We start from the raw sequence: 22,703 nt of genomic DNA on the forward strand, positions 1-22,703 counted from the left end.
AATATTGTGAGGCTTTTTTTTACATTCAAAAACTGATGTTTTATTTATAGAGCATGGATCTCTTTTAATTTTACAGGACCCATTTCATAGGACGCTTCTATTAATTCATTCTTTAAATCCTTGACCATGTCCGGCATCATATTGGCCTTATAAATTTTAGCCATGGTAAGTAGGGCAGTAGGTTCAAAGGTTTTATCAACCACGTGAGCATTGATAATTTCTAAAGCTTTTTCTTTATTCCCATTTACTAAATTGGCCAAAGCAAGTAATTGGTAAGTTTCTGGAGTTGCTCTATTTGAAATTTCTTTCTCAGCTAAGGCTAAGGCTTCTTTTTTAGTTGCAGGATCTTCTACTAAAGCTTCAATCTTGTAGGTATTGTACATGTTGCCATAAGCGGGATTATTTGCTAATTCCCAAAAAGATGCCATCGCAGTTTTCTTTGCTTTTTTATCATTTTCAAATTCGGCAATTTCTGCTTTTAACAAATAATAATCTGGAGATACGTGTCCTGTTAAAACGGAATCAAGTATTCTTTCGGCTTCCGCACTATTATTATCTTTAGAAAAAGCTATCCACGCAATTCCTTTTTTAGCATAGGCATTGGAACTATCAATCTCTAAGGTTTTTAAATAATGCTCATAACTATCCTTAATTCTTCCGTCATGACCATAATAATCGGCTATGTTGGAATAGACCCATAAAAGTTGCCCTCTATTTTTACTGGCTTCAGCCTTTTCTTTCGCTCTTTCCATGAACATAATAGTCATGTCCAATTTTCCTTTGTAATCATTCCATTTTGAAGCTCTAATAATGTAATTGAAATCTTCAGGATCTGCAAAAAGTTTTTTAATACTATCTGCTTTAGAATAATTCCCTAACTCCATATGTACATCAAATAATAAATGTTGTGTTGCGGGTATATTTTTAGATAGTTCTGCAGCAGAATCTGCATAAACTAAGGCTTCTTTAAACCTATGTTGAGAGATGTAATTTCTGGATAAAGACCTATAATATTTTTCTTTGTCTAAATTGGCAACTTCAACAGCCTTCTCTAAAGCTTGTTCTGCCTTTTTAAGATATGCAATGTCCCCAGTAGATTCAAAGAACATATTATATTGTCCAGCAACTGCAGTAAAACTTGGTAGCTCTACACTATCAGATGTTATTTTTGAATTCCATAATTCGAAATATGGAGAAGTGGATCTGGCTTTTTGAATAGCTAGAAAATTATTATAATCTTCAGAGTTGGTTATCTTCTTTTCTTTTTCCTTTTCAGAAGTTGAATCTTTACAACTTATAATTAGAAAAAAACTTAGTAATAAAAGTAAATTGGTTTTCATGGTGGTTATAATTGGATACAAAAAAGCCCTTTTTACAGGGCTTTTAAATATATTTAATAAAATTTATTCTGGCGCTCCTATATAAGGAAAGCTAGTTGTAATATTATCTGCAGTGATTGCAACCCCATCTGTTACCAATTGTGGTAATCCACCTTCACCATTAAAACGAGCTCCAGTTTCTCCACCAAAAAGTAATATAAGTGAAACATCTATTACATCATCTTGTAATTTTCTACCAGTAAATCCAATAGCTCCTTCAAAACTAGGTGCTCCAGCTCCACCATCAAAATAAACTGTAGGTGCGTTTGGTGCAACTTCTAAAACATCATTAGATAGTACAGTAGTTAATACTTCCGCAGAAACGATATTAGGATTAGCTTCTGAAGTTGGTTCTGCTCCATTAAGGATGTCTCCTAAAATGTTAGGTTCATAATTTATATCTGCTGGATCTGCACCTAAAAGCACTGCATAAGCATCGTGTAAAGCTTCCAAACGCGCTTGGAAAGAGGCTTGAAATGTAGCTTGCATATTAGAAGGAATCGTTTTATTATGCATGTTCTTATTATCTGCACTACCATTTAAAACGGTATTTATTCCTGGTCTTCCCATATGATCTACCTGACTAAAAGTTCCTGTAAAATCGGCTTCCATAGTAGGAGGCGTAGGATTCATACTGTCGTCGTCATTACTACATCCAACTACTAAGAAGCTGGCAAACAATGCTGCAAATAAATATTTCTTATTATATATTTTCATAATTCTATGTTTTAAAGATTGATATATTATTGTTTCCTGTTTGTAGTTACCCAAGTTTTATATACTGGTACTCCTATAACATTTTGTGCAGTTGGAGTTCCTAATAAAGAATTTGGTACTTCTAATGCAATAGATAAAGTATTGGCACCATCAAAAGTATCTGTTCCAGGAACATTAAAACCAGATTTATCTTCAGCAGTAGGGGCAATAACTTGGTTAAATCTTACAAAATCAAAATAGAATGCATCTTGTCTTGGTCCTGCAAATAAGGAAACACCATTACTTGTAGTGCTTGTAATTGCAGTATTAGAAGAAATTTCTACAGATCCTAAAGCTGTATTAGTATCTATCTGGCTGTTAAGACCTGTGGAAGAAGGGCTAAAAGGTCCGAAGAAATACATAATTCCATCTCTTGGAATTGCTTGAATTACTTGATCTTCTACCAAGTCACCATCTAAATCTATATTAATCTCTATTAGTACATCTTCATCAAATTCACCATAAGTAAGGTCTGGTAACACGTTAGATTGAACATCTACAATAAAAACGGTATTATCTGAACCTTCTGTTGGTTCAAAGGCATAGAAATCTGCAATATCTGCAGAAGAACCAGCTACTCCTGGAGCATCAACGTGATCGGCGGCGATAAATATTGGCGCTGCCAATATTATTCCTAAAACCGCAATAATTTTAATCTTTTTCATAAGGATTGGTTTATTGTTATTAAGTGTTATAATTAAAAAGGCCATTGTCGACCTTCATTTTAATATACGGGTGGAGGTAGGAGGCGGTTTTTGGTAAGTAGTTAAGGTTTTGTTAAACAAAAATTTCACAAAGCTTTTAAGCAGGAAATTGAAATTATTATTTAAAACGAAAAAACCCCGATCTTTCGAATCGAGGTTTATTTAGTATCTATAATTAATATTATAGCCTTCCGTTAGGTGCCACCCATTTAAATTGGTGTTGATCTTCAGGAATAGCTATTCTACTCGCAATTCTTGTCATTCTATCTGGTAAAGCCATTAGGTAATCTCTAGCCTTTTCCGCATCATCTGTAAGAGAGGTAAATTTATCTATTTGCCAATACTCATTTAGTTTTCTTAAAATGTCTATATAATCATAGGTAGTATAAACACCTAAACGTTGTGCTGCATTGGAGAAATTTTCAAAAGCAGAAGCAATCCCTTCTCCAGATTCTCTAATGAACTGTGCAGGCATAACAATTTTCTTCTTCATCATATCTTGGAAAGCCAACATCATCTCACTTGGATCATGTTCAAAAATGATGTTTACAAATTCTCTATATGCTAAATGATGTCTCATTTCATCTCCAGCTATCACATTACACATTTTAGCAAGCATTTTGTTCCCTTTATTCTTAGCTAATTGCCCAACTCTTTTATGAGAAATGTTGGTAGCTAATTCTTGAAAACTAGTATAAATGAAATTCTTATAAGGATCGCGTCCGGTTCCAATATCGAATCCATCGCTTATAAGGTGTTGTGTTGTTTTTTCTATCTCACGCATATCTACCCTTCCAGATAAGTAAAGGTATTTATTTAAGGTATCACCATGTCTATTTTCCTCACCGGTCCAATGTCTAATCCATTTGGACCAACCATCTTGTCTACCGTGTTGTTGTACACCTTCCATATCCATTAACCAGGATTCATAAGTAGGTAAGGCTTCCTCTGTAACCATATCTGCTACCAGAACCACCCAGAAATCATAGCCTAATTCCTTAGACTCCTCACGGATCTGTTTAATTTCTTCTATATAATTTTCACTTTGAAGATTTGGTAATAGATCTGTAGGTTGCCATATTTCCTCTACTGGGATCAAATACTTATCTACAAAACTATCTACCTGTTTCTCGACAGTTTTCATTACTTCTAACCTCATGTTGCTCAATGCCATAGCTTACTTTTTTTAGGGTTTCCAAACATTACAAAACAGAATTCTGTAAAGCGCTGGCGTATTTTTATATAATCATCAAAAATGATGCACATAAATATATATTTTCAAATATATGAAGTTATTAAGGTTTGCATGCCAAATTTTTTCTTAATTTCTACCGTTCTCATCGGGATATAATTTATAAACTGGATCACTTTGCCAAATTTCTTTAGTTGTGATCTCTATTGCAGAAATTTTCCCTTTAAAAGCTGCGCCTGTATCTACATTCCAAACATTTGCAATATTTACTGGTTTTTCTTTCCCAATTCGTGTTACGGGAGTATGTCCTATAAAGATCTTTTCGAAGAGAAGTAAGCGTTTAGGATAATAATCATTACTTCGATCTAACTTTTTATCTAGGGAAAGTAACATTTCCCAAAGAGTTCTATCCCAAAATACGGTTTTAGGATGATATTCCTTTTCTGGACCATGTATATCTGTAAATCCCGCATGTACAAATAGATTGTTATCTGGATCTATATAATAATTTACCATTTGTGAATAGAAATTTAAATGTTCATCAATTTCTTCGGAAGAAAAATTTCTATATGCATCTATACTCGATTGCCCCCCATGTTGCAGCCATTGTTCATTTAAATCTCCAGTTTTCAACCAATCTTCTGTAAGATCATCATGATTACCACGTATAAAAATGCAGGTATTTTGCTTGGCCAGTTCTATTAAGTAAGTAACCGTATTAGCAGAATCACTCCAGCCATCTACGTAATCTCCAAGAAAGATAAGTTTATCGTTTGGTGAAATATCGATCCTTTGCAGTAATTGGATCAATGCTTTAAGTCCTCCGTGAATGTCGCCAATAGCAATAGTCCTGTTCATTTTAATTATATTTTACCTTTCTAAGAATCCTGATGCTTTCTTTATAAGCTTGGTAAGCCTTAGTGCTATGAATTTTTAAATACTCTTTTGCTTCTTCTAATTTATCTATGGAATTATCAAATTCATTAAAATAACATATTAAATAAGCAGCTGGCATCTTAAACAAGTCTTTTTCCTCATTTTTGGTAAGTCTAGACCCATTTTTAAGCTTTTCAAGCAAGGCATTATTAGAGTTATAAATGTGATATAGAATTTTTTTGTCGAATTGGGGTGGCTTAAATAACAGTCTACTTTCCATATCGTAGCTGGCATTATCTTTAAAACTGATAATCACTTCTTCTAATGGATAATATTGATATTTATCTTGAAGACCAAGATGTACGTATTCCACTATTTTAAAGTAATCCTTGTCTATACTTATACTCACTACATCCAGTTCAGAATAAAATAATTTAACCTGTTCATTTATTAATTCTATGTCTAGTCTAGAATAATAGATTTCACCTTTTATTTGCTTGGTTTTTCCAGCCCAACACACCACAAAATATTCTTTAAATACTTTATATGAAGGATGAAAATCTTTGCGCTTTTTCATAAAGTCGAAAACACCATCTAGGGTGAGCTCGATATTGTTTTGTGCATGATTCTCTATGGAATTAACGATCTTAGAATTAACATCTTTAAGTTCTATCCCAAAGTTCTTAGGCATGCTAATACTACCTTCCCTAATATATACAGTGCCTCCATAATATTTCCAAATATTCTTCCGAAGAGAACAAACCTTTCCATTATTGGGGCGAATGCTCACCAAACCAACCACTAAATGATCTGGAAGATGAGGAAAGGGAATATTTTCATAAGAAACCAATGGCGGATTATCTAAATAAGCATTTATTAAATTCTGGATTTTACTATCATCAAAAAAATCTACTCCGGTAATAAAGTTGTCTTCATCTTCTACACCAATCACTATATAAGAATTGTTTTTAGGATTGGAATTTGCCAGTGCACAAACATGTTTCAAAAATTTTGCTTTGCCTTCTTTTTGGCCAATATTCAACGTTCTTTTTTTATCATAAAAGCTATTTTCGTCATTATGAGCGAGTAAGTTTTTTATTAAAAGACGTTTATTGATCATTATTCGGGGCGTGCTAAAGAGTATTAAAAGTTAGATATTTTGAATATAATTTAGAGTTGGATTTTAAATATTTTTGTTGAGAATAGTACTACTCGCTTGTGCTGAAGGCATTACTGTAAGATCTGCAATATTTACATGATAAGGTCTAGAAACCACAAAAGAGATAATATCTGCAATATCTTCTGGCTGAAGTGCTTTAAATCCCTGATACACTTTTTCTGCTTTTTCCTCGTCCCCCTTAAAACGCACCTTACTAAAACCTGTTTGGGTTAAACCTGGATTTATTCCGCCCACTTTAATACCGGTTTTATTAAGGTCTATTCGCATTCCTTGGTTAAGAGCATCTACAGCAAATTTACTAGCGCAATACACATTTCCATTTGGATACACTTCTTTACCTGCTGTAGAACCAATGTTTATAATATGCCCAGATTTTCTTTTGATCATTCCGGGGATAATGGCTTTACTTACATAGAGCAAACCCTTCACATTAATATCCAACATGGCATCCCAATCCTCTAGATTTCCATCCTGAATAGGATCCAAGCCATGAGCGTTCCCAGCATTATTAATAAGGATGTCAATGTTTTTAAAGGACTCGGGTAAACTTTCTATTTTTTTAAATACTTCAATTTTATCCCGAACATCAAAATTCAAGGTGGTTACAGTTACTTGTTTAGACAGTTGGGCTTCCAATTTTTTCAGAACATCTGTATTTCTTCCACATAAGATCAAATTGATATTGTTTTTCGCAAATTCAATTGCGGTAGCTTTTCCAATTCCACTTGTGGCTCCAGTGATCAATGCAATTTTTGTCATGTTATTATCTTAATAAATTAAAGGTCATTTATAATTATAAAATGTATTTAGATTATCCTTGGTATGAATTGTAAACGAATGTTAAGTCTTGTTAAAAATAGTTAATTGTGGGCGCATCATAAAATCTATTCTATAATGCATCGTTATCCACATCAAACCAAATTAATTATATATGAAAAAGAGATTAGCAAATATGAGAATGAAGAAATTTACAGGATTTTTAGTGGCAATTTTAGCTGTAACTGTACTGTTTAGTTGTAGCAATGACGATTCTAATGATGGAGATGGGTCTGCTAGGGTAAAGGTTAGAATGACAGATGCTCCAGGAGATTACAAATCGGTGTTTGTGAATGTAGTTGATGTAATGATTAAATCTGATGCGTCAACTTCAGATGATGATGCATGGGTTAGTCTTGCAGGAGTTCAAACAGGAATGTATGATCTTTTAACTTTAACGGGAGGAGTAACACAATTGTTGGCAGATGCTGAGGTGGAAGCTGGATTTCTTAGTGAAATTAGATTGGAACTTGGAGGAGATAATTATTTAATTTTAAATGATGGCTCAAGACAAGAACTTAGTACTCCTAGTGCTCAGCAATCTGGTTTAAAGATTAAAGTAGATCAAGAATTAGAAGCTGGGGAAGAATATGAATTCTTATTGGACTTTGATGTAGATAAGTCTGTAGTTTCTGCGGGTAATTCTGGAGGATTTATTTTAAAGCCAGTGATTCGTGCAACTGCAACTTCTGAAACTGGAGTTATTATAGGTGCCGTACATCCTACTAATTTCCAAAGTGAGATCACAGCACAAAGTGCAACAAATACAATTTCTGCTTATACGAATGCCAATGGAGAATTTGCATTAAACGGAGTTCCAGCAGGAATTTATAAGGTGACAATTAAGCCTTCATTATTATCTGGTTTCGAGGTAAAGACAATGAATAACATTGAAGTTACGGCTAATGGAACTATAGATTTGGAAACGATCTTTTTGAATTAGAGATTAGATTTCTTTTTTAGAAGGGCTCCTTAAAATTGAAAAATTTTAAGGAGCCCTATTTTTTTATTCTTATTTTAACGTTTATGGTTCAATAATTGTTCTACTTGCACCTTTCGTAATTTGTAAATATCTTCACATATTAAAAATAATATCCATGATAGAAAATAATGCTCCGGTAGACATTTCAAGTCTTAATGAGAAAATAGAAAGAGAAAGTGCCTTTGTAGATATTCTTACCTCCGAGATCAATAAAGTGATCGTAGGGCAAAAGGAAATGGTAGAGCGATTATTAATTGGTTTGTTAGGACAAGGACATATCTTATTGGAGGGTGTTCCAGGACTTGCAAAAACTTTAGCTATTAATACCCTTTCCCAAGCGGTACATGGAAGTTTTAGTAGAATTCAGTTCACTCCAGATCTTTTACCTGCAGATGTTGTTGGTACTATGATTTATAATATGAAGGTGAATGATTTCAGCATTAAAAAAGGGCCAATCTTTGCAAATTTTGTATTAGCAGATGAGATTAACCGTGCTCCGGCTAAAGTGCAATCGGCACTTTTGGAGGCAATGCAGGAAAAGCAAGTTACTATTGGGGACGAAACGTTTATTTTAGATAGACCATTTTTAGTAATGGCTACACAAAACCCCGTAGAGCAAGAGGGAACGTATCCGTTACCAGAAGCTCAGGTAGATAGATTCATGCTGAAGACGGTGATTAAATATCCTGAAATGGCTCATGAACAACTTATTATAAGAGCCAATTTAAAAGGAGGATTCGAAAAAGTAAATCAGGTGGTGACTTTAGAGCAAATTGCCAGAGCGCAGGCTGCTGTTCGTGAAGTGTATATGGATGAAAAGATCGAAAAATACATTTTAGATATTGTTTTTGCTACCAGATTCCCTGAAAAATACAATTTAGCAGAATTAAAACCACTTATAAATTTTGGAGCTTCTCCACGTGGAAGTATCAACTTAGCCATCGCTGCTAAATGTTATGCATTTATAAAGCGAAGAGGATATGTAATCCCTGAAGATGTTAGAGCTATCGTTTACGATGTGTTAAGACATAGAATTGGAATTACATATGAAGCAGAAGCAGAAAACGTAACTTCAGAAGATATTATCCAGAAGATCATTAACGAGGTAGAAGTGCCTTAGGAATAATATCCAAATAATTAAACTTCCAAAAAATAATCCTATTCCACATTCATCAGAGCTTTAAAAGCTATGGATACTAAAGAACTACTTAAAAAAGTCCGAAAAATTGAGATCAAGACCAGGCGTTTAAGCAATAACGTGTTTGGGGGCGAATATCATTCTACCTTTAAAGGTCGAGGGATGACTTTTAGTGAAGTAAGAAGTTACCAATTTGGTGATGATGTACGAAGTATAGATTGGAATGTAACTGCCAGATACAATGAACCTTTTGTAAAGGTTTTTGAGGAAGAGCGGGAATTAACAATGATGTTAGTTGTAGATATTTCTGGATCCGAATTTTTTGGAACTAGCCTACAATCTAAAAAAGAGATCATTACCGAGATCGCTGCAACTTTGGCATTTTCTGCAACACAAAACAATGATAAAATTGGGCTTTTGTTATTTTCAGACCAAATGGAATTATTTATTCCGCCCAAAAAAGGAAGATCTCATGTGCTTAGAATTATTCGGGAATTGCTAGAATTTGAACCAAAAGGAAAAAGTACAAATCTTGTTGAAGCCTTAAAATATGTGAGTAGTGTAATGAAGAAGAAAGCCATCATTTTTGTGCTTTCAGATTTCATGGATGATGGATATCAACAAACATTGAAGATCCTTAGCGGGAAACATGATGTTACCGGAATTCGAATTTACGACGAGCGAGAAGAGGAAATTCCGAATCTAGGTTTGGTGCAAATGTTAGATGCTGAAACAGGGGAGATGATGATGGTAAACACTGGAGCCAAATCTGTTAGAACCTCTTATGCTAAATATTTTAGAGAGCGAGAAGTTTATTTTAAAGAGAGCTTTAATAAAAGCGGGGCCGGCACTATTAACACGCGTGTAGATGAAGGTTATGTAAAAAAATTGTTGGGATATTTTAAAAGAAGAGGCTAAGAATTTATAATGACACAAAAATATTCAACATTTAGAAAGTTAGATTCACATAAAATGAAACTTGCTTATATCTTAAATTTAGTGGATACTATAAAAGGCTTCGGAAAGATAGCAACTTTCGGACTTTTATTATTGGCATCTCTAAATAGCTTTGCTCAATCCCCGCAGATTTCTGCAGGAATAGATTCAACTTCAATTAAAATTGGAGAGCAAATAAAATATCAGATCTCTGTTGAAACAGATTCTACTGCATTGGTGGTTTTTCCAGAAGGAGCAACCTTTAATCCTTTAGAAGTCGTAGAGTCTCTTTCTACAGATACTTCCAGAATAGAAAATAGATTCAGATTGCTTAAAGAATATTATTTAACTCAGTTTGATTCTGGTAGTTATACCATTCCGCAGCAGCGAGTTTTAATAAATGAGCGTGCATTTTTAACCGATTCTTTTCAAGTTGAGGTTGCAGATGTCGTGGTAGATACAACGAAACAAAAAATGTTTCCTATAAAACCTGCGATGGAAGTGCCTTCTGGTTTTGAAATCCCAAATTGGATCTGGTGGATCTTGGGAATACTTATACTTGCTGGTTTGGCATTCTTTTTTATCAGAAGAAAAAAGAAAAGAGATGCAGCGATCAAGCAATTGCCACCTTATGAAAGAGCCTTATTTGAGCTGGAGCAGTTGGATAAATCTCATTTATTAGAGAACAGGCAAACTAAGGAATATTATTCAAAATTAACGGAAGCAGTTCGAAGATATATAGAAGATGAAGTTCATTTACGTGCAATGGAAAGCACCACATCTGAACTTATCCATTTCTTAGAATTGAAAAAGCAAACTGGGGAATTGAAACTAAGTGAGCAAACAATTACAGATCTTCAAGTAATCTTGCAACGAGCAGATCTAGCAAAATTTGCCAATACCAAGCCAGATATTATTACAGCTAAAAGTGATAGATCTAAAATTGAACATGTAATTATAGACACAAAAGCGGCAATTCCTGAACCTACAGAAGAGGAGTTGTTAAAAGATGAAGAATATAGACAGCTTCAATTAAAAAAGCGTAAAAAGAAGAAGATCATCACCGCCTCCCTCATAGGATTACTTTTGGTTTTTATTATAGGAACCATTTTAGTAAATACCAAAGGCTATGATTATATAGTAGACTTTTTCGGTGGCAATCCAACCAAGGAATTATTAGATGGGGAATGGATACAAAGTGAATATGGAGATCCATCTGTTAGCATTATCACTCCAAGAGTTTTAAAACGTGGAGAGATAGATATGCCAAACGAAGCTAAGGAAATGTTGGTGGGCAATGAGACATTTATCGACGGCATGTTGGAAGAAGAACTGTATGTAGTTTTAAGCACCGTAAACTTTGAAAAGGATGTGAAATTTGAATTAAACACGGCTGTAGAAGGTGTTTATGCTAACCTAGAAAAGAAAGGCGCTAAAAACATTATTACAAAAGATGAAGAATATAGCACCTTAGAGGGAGTAAAAGGGGTAAAAGTTTTCGGGACATTGGAAATGGAGATCCCTAAAAAGGACAGGAGCATTAATAAGAAGTATATCATTTTAAATTTTGCTGTAAATGGAGGTTTCCAACAAATTACAGTGATCTATAATGAGCAGGATACTTATGCCGATGAGATCGCGAATAGAATAATCAATTCCGTTGAATTTGAAAAACCCACTAATTAATGTTTGACAATTTCACATTTGAGAATCCTCAATTTTTTTGGCTTTTGGTTTTATTGCCAATAGCAGCGGTTTGGTATTTTTGGAAACGAGATAAACAACAAGCATCTTTAAAGATGTCCAGCATTCAAGGTTTTAAGAAAAACCGTAGTGTTCTTCCATATTTGAAACATGGATTGTTTGTCCTTCGGTTATTGGCTTTAGCCTTGTTGATTATTGCAATGGCAAGACCTAGAACTACAGATGTTTCAACAAAAACAACTTCTACAGAAGGGATAGATATTGTGCTAGCTATAGATGTTTCCGCGAGTATGTTGGCCCGCGATCTAAAACCAAACAGGCTTGAGGCTTTAAAAAAAGTTGCCAGTGAATTTATTAAAGGTAGACCTACAGATAGAATAGGCTTGGTGCAATATGCGGGAGAAAGTTTTACTAAAACCCCTATCACCAGTGATAAAGCCATCGTATTAAGCTCTCTTAAAGATATGGATTACAGTCCAGTACTTGTTAATGGTACAGCCATTGGAATGGGATTGGCGACTTCTGTAAATAGGATCAAAGACAGCAAAGCTCTAAGTAAAGTAATTATTTTATTAACAGATGGAGTGAACAATGCAGGCTTTATAGATCCTAAGATAGCAAGTGAGTTAGCTGTGGAATATGGGATTAAAGTATATACTATTGGTGTTGGTAGCAATGGAATGGCTCTTTCTCCAGTAGGCATATTACCAAACGGAAATTTCCAATATGGGAATCAAAAAGTGGAAATAGATGAAGAGCTACTCAAGGAAATAGCAAGCACCACAGGAGGTAAATATTTTAGAGCTACAAATAATGAGAAGTTGGAGGACATCTATGAAGAAATTGATAGTTTGGAAAAGACGGAGGTAGAAGAATTTAAATATTACAATTATCAGGAGAATTTTAGAATGCTTGTGCTACTTGCAGGTTTCTTATTGCTGATGGAACTATTTTTGAGATTCACGATTTTTAGAAGTTTTATTTAGAGAATATCACGAGAGAATTCTCACATTTATAAAAGAACACACAGATGTATATTTTAGAAGAAGAAAAATTTTTCTGGTTATTGCTGATCATCCCGGCTTTGATAGTTCTTTTTATAGGCTTGTTATTTTGGAGAAAATCCAAACAAAAGCAGTTTGCTTCAGCCGAAATGTTGGAACAACTTACTCCAGATAAATCTGTCTTTAAAACTTGGTTAAAATTTGGGTTATTGTTATTGGCATTTATTTTACTAATCCTAGCCTTGGTAAACCCTAAGATAGGCACGAAGATGGAGACGGTTACTAGAGAAGGGGTAGATATCGTTTTTGCAATAGACGTCTCTAAAAGTATGGAGGCAGAGGATGTTGCTCCTAATAGATTGGAGAAGTCCAAACAGTTGGTCACTCAAATTATAAATAATCTAGCGAGTGATAGAATTGGAATTATAGCCTATGCAGGAAGTGCTTTTCCACAATTGCCAATTACTACAGATTATGCTTCGGCAAAGATGTTTTTGCAGGCTATGAATACAGATATGGTTTCTTCTCAAGGAACCGCCATTAAAGAAGCTATAGAACTTTCTTCTACTTATTTTAATGAAGAAGACCAGACCAGTAAGGTGCTTTTTATAATTAGTGATGGGGAAGATCATGAAGGAGATATAGGTAATGTAGCAAAAGAAGCAGCAGATAAAGGGATTCGTATCTTTACAATAGGGGTGGGTTCTTTAAAAGGCGGCCCAATCCCAATTAAGAGAAATGGCGTGATCCAGACCTATAAAAAGGATCAGAATGGAGAAACGGTGATCACGAAGTTGAATGAAGAGACTTTAAAGGAACTAGCTAACGATGCGAATGGAGAATATATTCAAGGGAATGTTACTAATACAGTACTGGAAAAAGTGACAGAGAGCCTTCAGAATATGGATAAAACCGAGTTTGAAGCCAAGCAATTTGCAGACTATCAGTCACAATTTCAGTGGTTTTTGGGATTGGCAATATTGTTGATACTTTTAGATGTCTTTTTGTTGGAACGAAAAACACGATGGATCAAGAGATTAGATCTGTTTAATGAACATAAAAAATAAGATGAAGCAGTTTTTTAAAATTCAAGGAATCCCTTCGCGCATCAATTTATTTTTGATGGGCTTTTTCTTAATAGCTTCTGGTTTACAAGCTCAAACCAATCTGGAGAATGATAAAAAATTGAATCGTGAAACTAATAAGATCTTAAAGACTGCAGAAGAAGAGTTAGGGGAAAACGATTTTGCTTCCGCAGAAGCTTCCTATAGAAAAGCGGTTTCTAAAAACGAATCCAGTGCGACTGCCAGATATAATATGGCTAATATGTATTATGGAAAAGAAAAGCCAGCACAAGCTACTTCCAGATATAAGCAAGCGGCTAAAGTGGCAGAAACAAAGGAAGATAAGCATGATGTTTTTCATAATATGGGAAATTCCTATATGGATCAGAAAAAATATGCTGAAGCAATAGAGGCTTACAAAAATGCGTTGAGGAATAACCCGACAGACGAGCAAACTAGATATAATCTCGCTTTAGCGAAGAAAATGTTGGAAAAAGAGCAGCAGGAAAACAAAGATCAGGACGATAAAAAAGACGACCAAAAGGATAAGGAGAAAGAAAAAGAAGATCAGAATAAAGATAAAAAAGAGGACGATAAAGGTGAGAAGGATAAGAAGGACGAGGGTGATAATAAGGAAAATGAAGGCGGAGAGAAGGAAAAAGAGCCTAAAAAGGAACCTGAAAAGCCAGATGATAAGGGAGAGCCAAAAGATCAGAAACAAAATAAGGACGAAAAGGGAGATCAAGAAAAAGAGCAGCCACAGCAACCTCAGCCAGGGCAACTTTCTCCTCAGCAAATAAAGAATTTATTGGAAGCCATGAACAATGAAGAGAAAAAAGTTCAGGATAAAATAAATGCCGAAAAGGCTAAAGGGGCAAAAACAAAAACTGCCAAAGATTGGTAGTGAGAATTAGGGTTCAATAAAAAAGAGCATTTAAAGAATGAAATTAGGAATAATCATACTGTCGTTTTTTCTAGCGATCTCTACAATTTCTGTTGCTCAGGTAAAGTTTGAAGCTAAAGCAAGTAAGAATAAGTTGGGCGTTAATGAACGTCTAAGAGTAGATTTTGAGATGAATAAGGATGGGGACAATTTTATTCCGCCTTCTTTTAAAGGATTTACGGTTGTAGGAGGTCCTAATCAGGCAGTTAGTAATAGTTGGATTAATGGAAAACGCACTTATTCCAAGACTTACAGTTATTTTCTAGCGCCTACATCCCGAGGAAGAGTCACGATATCTCAGGCAGAGATAACAATAGATGGAGAAATATATAAAACAACTCCAATTCAGGTTGAGGTTACTTCTGCTGTAGAAACTCCTACAGATGGAAATAACTCCGATTTTGTAGCTTCAGAAAACCTCCATTTGGTTGCAGAAATATCCAATTCTAATCCGTTTTTAAACGAAGCCATTACGGTTGTTTATAAATTATATGTAAGCCCATTAGTAAGTGTAAGTAATTGGCGTGAAATGGATAGTCCGGTTTACAGCGATTTTTGGAGTCAGAATATAGATATTAAGCAGCTGAAAATCGAATCTGGCACATATGAAGGAGAGCCTTATAGATTTGTAGTACTTCGAAAAACCATTCTCTATCCTCAAAAAACAGGGGAATTAGAAATACAACCTCTGGCTTTATCTGTATCTGTGGACGTCCCGAGTGAACGTCGTGATATTTTTGGAGGAAGACTATACACGACAGTGGATAAAACGGTTACCGCAGGGAAAAGAAATATTAATGTGAAGTCATTACCACTCGTAAATAAACCAGCTAATTTTACAGGAGCTGTTGGTAATTTTGATTTCAAAGTAAATGCAAGTAAGACCAAATTAGCAGCTACAGAATCTTTAACCTTTAAAGTACAGGTTTCCGGAAAAGGAAATTTAAAACTTTTTGACCTGCCTAAGTTAGAAGTGCCAAGTTCTATTGAGTTGTATGAGCCAGAACGAATTGAAAACGTAAGAACAGACCTTAATGGTACTCAGGGAAGCATTGCAGATACTTATACTGTAGTGCCTAACCAAAAAGGGAATTTCCCTATTCCAGCCTTATCATTTTCTTACTTTGATCTAAGCAGTAAAAGTTATAAAACCATTAATGCTGAAGAGATTATGTTGGATGTTTCGGGAGCCCCAGCTAACTCCTCATTTTCAGCAGGAAACAACGTGAATAAGCTTCCAGTAGAAGGGACAGGAAAGCAATTTGAATATATTAAATTAAGCACCAATTTAAAACCTATTAATTCTGGTCCATTTCTAGGTTCGGTTTTATTTTGGACATTCTTATCTCTTCCGATAGCAGTAGTGTTTTTGGGCATCATACTAGGGAAAAAGAGACGAAAAATGGTAAATGATGTACAAGGCAATAAGATTAAAAAAGCGAATCGCTTAGCCAAGAAATACCTTTCTGAAGCTAAGAACAATTTGGGCGATCAAAAATCTTTTTATATAGCTCTAGAGCGAGCCTTGCATAATTATCTCAAGGCCAAATTACATTTACAAACCAACGAGATGAGTAAGGATAAAATAGATGTATTGCTACAAGAGAGGAAAGTGGATGCCGCAACAAGCAAAGAATTTATATCACTTATAGAAAGTTGTGAGTTTGCAAGATATGCTCCTTCATCTAGTGTTACTATGAACCAGGATTATGAAAAAGCTGCAACAACTATTTCGGCATTAGATAAACAGTTATAAGCATGAAAAGAATACTGTTCCTTTTAATTTTAATTAGCGCACCCATAATGGGGCAGAATAATATATTATTTGAAAAAGCTAATGAAGCATATAACGCAGGGAATTATCCTGAAGCTGTTAGTCGTTATACAGAAGTTCTAAAAAATGGAGAAGAATCTGCAGAGTTATATTTCAACTTGGGCAATGCCCATTACAAACTTAATGATATAGCAGAAAGCATTTATAATTACGAAAAAGCCTTGTTATTAGACCCGGGAGATAAAACCATTAAAAACAATTTGGAGTTTGCTAATAACATGCTCATAGATGATATTAAAGTGGTTCCAAAATCTGGATTATCTAATTTTATTACTAATGCAATAAGTATTTTTAGTTTTAATGGATGGGCATGGATTGCTATAATTGGATTAGTGATCTTTTCAATTCTCTTTTTGCTCTATTATTTCAGTATTGCCAGCAAATGGAAACGAGCATTTTTTAGTTTCGCGATCACTTCAATTATAATTTCTTTTATCTCCTTAATTTTCGCATTTTATTTAAAAACCAATACTCAAAATAAGGAATTTGCAATAGTTTTTTCTGAAGAGGTATCTGTTAGAAATGAGCCTAATTTAAGAGGGAATGAGCTATTCTTACTCCATGAGGGAACAAAAGTCCAAATTCTAAACACTTTCCAAGAATGGGTGCAATTGGAATTAGCAAATGGTTCTACCGGATGGATGGATAAATCTTCCATTAAATTTCTTTAAACGGATTTAACAAATGCTAAGTATTGGTTAATTTATAAGCATTCTTTTTTAAAATCAAACAATATTGTTATTTTTGCCGAAATGATGAAAACGGCTTATATATTGGTGTTTATTTTTGTGAGTTTTCTTATGGTACCAACAATAGTGGTACTTATTGATAATCATACCGATATCTCTTTTATCTCATCTTCTGCGGAAGAAGAGCAAGCAAAGAATAATGTTTCATTAGAATATATCCACAACGAAACTAACGCACATCAATTAAGTATAGATTACTTACGCAAAAAATCGTTGATCATCGATAAAGAACGGCATGATGTTCAATCTCTTTATCCTGAAATTATATCACCTCCGCCAGATCTGGCATAATCTCTTTCGTTTACAAAATTACAATTACTATAAGTACTATTTTCTAAATCCATCTTCAACTGAAGCAGAGGAAAAGGACTGTTCTTATTTTATGGAGTAATTACCTACTTAATTAATTATAAATAAAGGGATTGTTAAGGATATTGGCCAAAATACAAGGTCCGATACCCCATTTTCTTATCGCAGGCTTTTTCAAGTTTAGCAGTAGAGGATTTCCATTTCTTGGAAGTTTTAAGATTACAATTTCTGTTACACATAGTATTTAGATGTTTAAAAATTTAAAAAGTGATTTACCAGCAAGTTTGGTGGTATTTTTTGTTGCCCTTCCTTTATGTTTGGGAATTGCTCTAGCAAGTGGAGCACCATTATTTTCAGGCGTAATTGCTGGAATTATTGGAGGAATAGTTGTAGGGATTGGTTCTGGTTCGTCCCTTGGTGTTAGTGGTCCTGCAGCAGGATTGGCAGTAGTTGTGCTTACGGCGATTTCGGATCTTGGAAGTTATGAGTTATTTCTAGTAGCGGTGGTTTTGGCCGGAATCATGCAAATTGTTTTAGGATTATTGAAAGCAGGGGTAATTGGATATTTCTTTCCATCTTCTGTTATAAAGGGAATGCTCTCTGCTATAGGAATTATTATTTTCTTAAAACAAATTCCTTTAGCTATGGGGTTTGATGACCAATCTGAAAGTGTTTTTTCATTCTTTGAAACTACAGGTCAGGATACGTTTTTGAGTTTGGCCCACATGACAGATTTTGTCTCGGTGGGGGTAATAGTTATAACTGCTATTTCATTGATTCTTTTATTAGTTTGGGATAATGTTCTTGCCAAAAAGAATAAGTTTTTCAAATTGGTGCCTGGACCTTTGGTTGCGGTTATTGCAGGGATTAGTTATCAATTAATTTTTAGCGGAAGTTCTACTCCGTTTGAAATCACCGGAAGTAATCTTGTAAATGTACCAGTGCCAGATAATATTACAGATTTTATTGGTCAATTTACTTTTCCAGATTTTTCTCAACTAGGTAACTCTAAAATATACATAGTTGCAATAACAATTGCGATCGTAGCAAGTTTAGAAACACTTTTAAGTGTTGAAGCTACAGATAAATTAGACCCTGAAAAACGGGTTACTCCAACGAATAGAGAATTAATAGCTCAGGGAATTGGAAATACGTTTTCTGGATTAGTTGGTGGTTTACCAATTACACAGGTTATTGTAAGAAGTTCTGCGAATGTAATGACCGGAGGTAAAACAAAGCTTTCAACAATTCTTCACGGTTTTCTATTACTATTTAGTGTATTGTTAATTCCTCATTTTCTTAATTTAATTCCGCTTGGAGTACTAGCAGCAGTATTATTGATAATTGGATATAAATTGGCTAACCCAAAGCAATTCTTTCAAATGTACAAATTGGGGAAATCTCAGTTCGTACCATTTGTAGTTACGGTTGTGGCAATAGTTGCTACAGATCTTCTAGTTGGAATTATGTTAGGGCTAGCAGTGGGAATTATTACCATTTTAATTAATAGCTACAAAAATTCTCATTTCCTACACATGGAAGATGTTTCTAATGGAGTTACGAAAATGAAAATGGTCTTTGCTGAAGAAGTAACATTTTTGAATAAAGGTGCGATACAGCGAGAATTAAACACCTTGCCTGCTAATACTTTTCTGGAGATAGACGTTACCAAGACCAGATCTTTAGACTTAGATGTTTTAGAGATCTTGGAAGATTTTGCGGTAACAGCAAGAAGCAAGAATATAAACATTAAATTTATATCAGAAAGAGGGATTTTTGAGAATCCTGTGAGTTATAGAGAGATTTTTGGTGTAGAAGTATTTAAAGCAGCTCATTAAATAAAAAACAAATGCAAGATTTATATAAGAACTTAATAGACAATAATAAAAAATGGGTGGAAAGCAAGTTAAAGCTAGACCCAGAATATTTTAATAAATTAGCTAACGGGCAGCAACCTCCAATTTTATGGATTGGTTGTGCAGATAGTAGAGTACCTGCAAATGAAATTATAGGTGCAGAACCAGGAGAAGTATTTGTACACAGGAATATAGCTAATATGGTAGTGCATACAGACATGAATATGTTGAGTGTACTGGATTATGCTGTAAATGTGCTAAAGGTGAAACACGTAATTGTATGTGGTCATTATGGTTGTGGTGGTGTAAAAGCAGCAATGGGGCAGCAATCTGTAGGCTTAATAGATAATTGGATTAGACATATTAAAGATGTTTATAGGTTACATAAAAATGAATTGAATGCTATTTCTGATGAAAAAGAGCGTTTTGATTGTTTTGTGGAGCTAAATGTAAAAGAGCAGGTTTTCGACCTTGCTAAAACATCTATAATACAGAATGCATGGAGAAATAAACAAGATCTAAGTGTTCATGGATGGGTTTATGGAGTAGGATCTGGAATTATAAAGGATTTGGATGTGAACTTTAGTAACGATTCCCAGTTGGAAAAGGTGTATCAGCTAAATTTTTAAAAAAATAATCAAGGATAAAGTCTGCCAATTTATTCACTTTAGTGAAATTAAATTGGCGGATTTTTTTATGCTTCAGATTCTTCTTCTTTTATAAGATCTAATTCTTTGGCTTCTCTTAAAATAGCAGGAAGTAATAATGGAGCGATGGTTCTTATTGGGGCGTAAAGAGTAGACTCTTCTAAAGTTTGTTGCTCTACGATATGAATATTCTCATTAGTAGACCCAAAGAACATAATCACCACGCTTACTACAAAGGCAACTTTAATAAATCCAAATCCTGCTCCAATAAATTTATTTAAAATCCCAAGCGCTGCAAAACTGGCAATTTTGGTTAAAAATTTTCCCGCTAGCGAAATTAGGAACACTACAAGAATAAATGTGATAGCAAAAGATGCTAGATTAACAAACCTCATATTCCACGAGACTCTTTCTACTAAATAATCACTTATATAATGCGAGAAATATACAGCTATGTAAATTCCTAAGATAAAACCAACTAAGGAAGCCAATTCAGCAAAAAAACCACGAAAAAACCCTCGAACCAGTCCGTATAGTAGGATTACTCCTAGTATGATATCTACAATATTCATCTTTTTTGGATAGTGTTACAAGCCCTAAGATACGTATCTTTGCCAAATGGCAAGAGATGAACAATTAAAAGAACGTTGGGGTGCTTTACAGCAAAAGATCTCCAATCAATTTGCAGATGGAGACTTGTTGGATCTAGATGCAATTATATATTTAGTAGGTGTACAGGAACTTGGACAACCTCATAAAAAATTCAAAAAAGATCATAAATTAGATCTTATGCATATTGCAATATGCAGGCTTCTGGAGCCATATGGATATTATGAATTTGAATATTTTGATGAAGATAAGTGGCCTCATTATAAAACTATAGAAACATTACCAAGCCTAAAAGCTGGGGAGCAATCGGTTTTAATGAAAGAAGCGATCGTCAACTATTTTATAGAAAATGGATATATAGAATAAGCTAATTAGGATAGTAGGCAAAATGCTCAATTTTAGTAAATTTGCTCCTCTTTAAAGAAATGTAGTGATGATTGATAAGATAAAGGAACATATTTCAAAGGTTGAAGGATTCAGTTCAGAGAATTCTTCAGAAATAGAAGCTTTCAGAATTGAATATTTAGGTAAAAAAGGTTTTTTAAATCAGTTTTTTGCTGAATTTAAAAACGTACCGAACGAGGAGAAAAAAGATTTTGGTCAAGCTATTAATACTCTTAAAAATGCTGCTACTGAAAAAGTTTCTATTTTAAAGGAAGCATTAGAGGGAAAGCAAGAAGAACGTGGAAAATATGGAGATCTTACAAGACCTTCAGAACCTATACAAATAGGGTCTAGACATCCAATTTCAATAGTAAAAAATCAGATCATAGAGATCTTTTCCAATATTGGATTCAATGTTTCCGAAGGGCCAGAAATTGAAGATGATTGGCATAATTTTACTGCTTTAAATCTTCCAGAATATCATCCTGCGAGAGATATGCAGGATACGTTCTTTATCCAAACAGATCCATCAGATATTTTATTACGTACGCACACGTCATCTGTGCAGGTGCGATATATGGAAGAGAACAAACCGCCAATTAGAACTATTTCTCCAGGAAGAGTATTTAGGAACGAAGCTATTTCTGCTAGATCTCACTGTATCTTTCACCAAGTAGAAGGATTGTATATAGACAAGGATGTGTCTTTTGCAGATCTTAAACAAACTTTATTATACTTCACCAAACAACTCTTCGGTAAATCAAAAATTCGCCTAAGACCTTCTTATTTCCCATTTACCGAGCCAAGTGCTGAGGTGGATATTTATTGGGGATTGGAAACAGAAACCGATTACCGTATTACCAAAGGAACCGGTTGGTTAGAAATTATGGGCTGTGGAATGGTAGATCCTAATGTTTTAAAGAACTGCGGAATTGATCCTACAGAATACTCTGGTTTTGCTTTTGGAATGGGAATAGAGAGAATTGCAATGTTATTATACCAAATTGGTGACATTAGAATGTTTTATGAAAATGATGTGCGTTTCCTTGAACAATTTAAATCTGCTTTATAGATGAAAAAAATGGGTTTCTTCTTACTTGCAATCGTAATATTTGCAGTAATTATTTACGTGACTTTTATTATTGCTGTTATAAAAATAGCGATTGGAGCCATTCTTTTTATTGCGGCTGCTATCTTAATTTGGATAGCTTGGCATAAAATAAAACATACATTCGATTAGATTTTGAGAAAAGATATTGAAATACCAGAGGTAGAAGGAGTTTACGTGGCTGCGGTTTATGAGCAGCACCCGGAATATAAAACGATGGATTGGAATGCCTATATTATAAATGATAGAAATGATCCTTTAGAAATGATTCTTATTGTAAGCAGTGGTTCTAACGATAAAAAGATCACTCCAGCTATGAGACATTCGATAAAAGTCTTACCCGCTAAGTATTTTGCAAAGATCGAGTTCCTACAAGAAAAACTTTTGCAGCTTGAAAATAAATTCGCGATCACCTTTTTTGCAGACGGAAAAATGTATGAACGCACCTTTGTCTTTAATAATGGAGTTATAAAGGAAAGTGCATTAACAGAAATCCCCATCATGAATATGAAAGGGATCTTGGCGGTTTAGTT

General features: G+C 34.3%; 24 protein-coding genes. 16 read left to right on the plus strand and 8 right to left on the minus strand.

The window, feature by feature from the left end; translation table 11 throughout:
- Positions 1-44 precede the first annotated feature (44 nt).
- From BC962_RS02060 to BC962_RS02090, 7 genes are all read right to left on the minus strand, one after another.
- Complete coding sequence (locus BC962_RS02060; protein ID WP_121344271.1) at positions 45-1,340, minus strand: tetratricopeptide repeat protein; 1,296 nt, start codon at positions 1,338-1,340, stop codon at positions 45-47.
- Positions 1,341-1,403: 63 nt separating this feature from the next.
- A complete protein-coding gene (locus BC962_RS16540; RefSeq protein ID WP_121344272.1) occupies positions 1,404-2,096 on the minus strand; it encodes a DUF4331 family protein in 693 nt (230 codons plus the stop codon).
- A 26-nt stretch (positions 2,097-2,122) separates the two neighbouring features.
- Positions 2,123-2,800: a DUF4331 family protein gene (locus tag BC962_RS16545; protein ID WP_121344273.1), complete on the minus strand. Its 678-nt coding sequence runs from the start codon at positions 2,798-2,800 to the stop codon at positions 2,123-2,125.
- A gap of 220 nt (positions 2,801-3,020) precedes the next feature.
- Entirely contained in the window at positions 3,021-4,013 is a 993-nt protein-coding gene (locus BC962_RS02075) for an acyl-ACP desaturase (protein WP_121344274.1), read from the minus strand.
- Positions 4,014-4,160: 147 nt separating this feature from the next.
- The gene (locus BC962_RS02080) at positions 4,161-4,889 is read right to left on the minus strand and encodes a metallophosphoesterase family protein (RefSeq protein WP_121344275.1); all 729 of its coding nucleotides are present in this window, start codon (positions 4,887-4,889) and stop codon (positions 4,161-4,163) included.
- 1 nt (position 4,890) lies between these two features.
- Complete coding sequence (locus BC962_RS02085) at positions 4,891-6,027, minus strand: ATP-binding protein (protein WP_121344276.1); 1,137 nt, start codon at positions 6,025-6,027, stop codon at positions 4,891-4,893.
- Positions 6,028-6,090: 63 nt separating this feature from the next.
- The gene (locus BC962_RS02090; protein WP_121344277.1) at positions 6,091-6,846 is read right to left on the minus strand and encodes an SDR family NAD(P)-dependent oxidoreductase; all 756 of its coding nucleotides are present in this window, start codon (positions 6,844-6,846) and stop codon (positions 6,091-6,093) included.
- Between the two features lie 172 nt (positions 6,847-7,018).
- On the opposite strand from BC962_RS02090, the gene BC962_RS02095 reads away from it, so the two are divergent.
- The 12 genes from BC962_RS02095 to can all read left to right on the plus strand — a co-directional run bounded on the left by BC962_RS02095 (position 7,019) and on the right by can (position 20,051).
- Positions 7,019-7,846: a DUF4382 domain-containing protein gene (locus tag BC962_RS02095; RefSeq protein ID WP_121344278.1), complete on the plus strand. Its 828-nt coding sequence runs from the start codon at positions 7,019-7,021 to the stop codon at positions 7,844-7,846.
- Positions 7,847-8,000: 154 nt separating this feature from the next.
- Complete coding sequence (locus BC962_RS02100; RefSeq protein ID WP_121344279.1) at positions 8,001-9,005, plus strand: AAA family ATPase; 1,005 nt, start codon at positions 8,001-8,003, stop codon at positions 9,003-9,005.
- Positions 9,006-9,074: 69 nt separating this feature from the next.
- Positions 9,075-9,941: a DUF58 domain-containing protein gene (locus BC962_RS02105; protein ID WP_121344280.1), complete on the plus strand. Its 867-nt coding sequence runs from the start codon at positions 9,075-9,077 to the stop codon at positions 9,939-9,941.
- A 9-nt stretch (positions 9,942-9,950) separates the two neighbouring features.
- On the plus strand, positions 9,951-11,645 hold the full coding sequence (locus BC962_RS02110; protein WP_121344281.1) for an LPXTG cell wall anchor domain-containing protein: 1,695 nt from the start codon (positions 9,951-9,953) through the stop codon (positions 11,643-11,645).
- The gene (locus tag BC962_RS02115) at positions 11,645-12,649 is read left to right on the plus strand and encodes a vWA domain-containing protein (protein ID WP_121344282.1); all 1,005 of its coding nucleotides are present in this window, start codon (positions 11,645-11,647) and stop codon (positions 12,647-12,649) included. Before BC962_RS02110 ends, BC962_RS02115 begins: the two co-directional genes overlap by 1 nt.
- 44 nt (positions 12,650-12,693) lie before the next feature.
- Positions 12,694-13,734: a vWA domain-containing protein gene (locus BC962_RS02120; RefSeq protein WP_121344283.1), complete on the plus strand. Its 1,041-nt coding sequence runs from the start codon at positions 12,694-12,696 to the stop codon at positions 13,732-13,734.
- A 1-nt stretch (position 13,735) separates the two neighbouring features.
- Entirely contained in the window at positions 13,736-14,635 is a 900-nt protein-coding gene (locus BC962_RS02125) for a tetratricopeptide repeat protein (RefSeq protein WP_121344915.1), read from the plus strand.
- Between the two features lie 37 nt (positions 14,636-14,672).
- Positions 14,673-16,430: a BatD family protein gene (locus BC962_RS02130; protein ID WP_121344284.1), complete on the plus strand. Its 1,758-nt coding sequence runs from the start codon at positions 14,673-14,675 to the stop codon at positions 16,428-16,430.
- Positions 16,431-16,432: 2 nt separating this feature from the next.
- Positions 16,433-17,179: a tetratricopeptide repeat protein gene (locus tag BC962_RS02135; protein WP_121344285.1), complete on the plus strand. Its 747-nt coding sequence runs from the start codon at positions 16,433-16,435 to the stop codon at positions 17,177-17,179.
- An 81-nt stretch (positions 17,180-17,260) separates the two neighbouring features.
- Positions 17,261-17,548: a hypothetical protein gene (locus BC962_RS02140; RefSeq protein WP_147405608.1), complete on the plus strand. Its 288-nt coding sequence runs from the start codon at positions 17,261-17,263 to the stop codon at positions 17,546-17,548.
- A gap of 266 nt (positions 17,549-17,814) precedes the next feature.
- A complete protein-coding gene (locus BC962_RS02145) occupies positions 17,815-19,404 on the plus strand; it encodes a SulP family inorganic anion transporter (RefSeq protein WP_121344287.1) in 1,590 nt (529 codons plus the stop codon).
- A gap of 11 nt (positions 19,405-19,415) precedes the next feature.
- Positions 19,416-20,051, plus strand: a complete 636-nt coding sequence (gene can, locus BC962_RS02150) for a carbonate dehydratase (protein ID WP_121344288.1) — start codon at positions 19,416-19,418, stop codon at positions 20,049-20,051.
- 65 nt (positions 20,052-20,116) lie between these two features.
- Here the strand turns inward: can and BC962_RS02155 are convergent, their stop codons facing one another.
- Positions 20,117-20,641, minus strand: a complete 525-nt coding sequence (locus BC962_RS02155) for a CvpA family protein (RefSeq protein ID WP_121344289.1) — start codon at positions 20,639-20,641, stop codon at positions 20,117-20,119.
- Positions 20,642-20,687: 46 nt separating this feature from the next.
- Between BC962_RS02155 and BC962_RS02160 the strand changes: the two genes are divergently transcribed.
- The 4 genes from BC962_RS02160 (at position 20,688) to BC962_RS02170 (ending at position 22,701) form a co-directional block, all read left to right on the plus strand.
- Positions 20,688-21,044 (plus strand): hypothetical protein, encoded by a 357-nt coding sequence (locus tag BC962_RS02160; RefSeq protein ID WP_121344290.1) that lies wholly within the window; start codon positions 20,688-20,690, stop codon positions 21,042-21,044.
- 67 nt (positions 21,045-21,111) lie between these two features.
- Positions 21,112-22,134, plus strand: coding sequence for a phenylalanine--tRNA ligase subunit alpha (pheS, locus tag BC962_RS02165; protein WP_121344291.1), 1,023 nt, complete (start codon positions 21,112-21,114; stop codon positions 22,132-22,134).
- A complete protein-coding gene (locus tag BC962_RS16265; RefSeq protein ID WP_183075428.1) occupies positions 22,135-22,302 on the plus strand; it encodes a hypothetical protein in 168 nt (55 codons plus the stop codon). It abuts the gene before it with no gap.
- A 3-nt stretch (positions 22,303-22,305) separates the two neighbouring features.
- Complete coding sequence (locus tag BC962_RS02170) at positions 22,306-22,701, plus strand: hypothetical protein (RefSeq protein ID WP_121344292.1); 396 nt, start codon at positions 22,306-22,308, stop codon at positions 22,699-22,701.
- Positions 22,702-22,703: the final 2 nt, after the last annotated feature.

It is taken from the genome of Gillisia mitskevichiae (assembly GCF_003634585.1).
In the GTDB taxonomy this organism is placed as follows: Bacteria; Bacteroidota; Bacteroidia; order Flavobacteriales; family Flavobacteriaceae; genus Gillisia; species Gillisia mitskevichiae.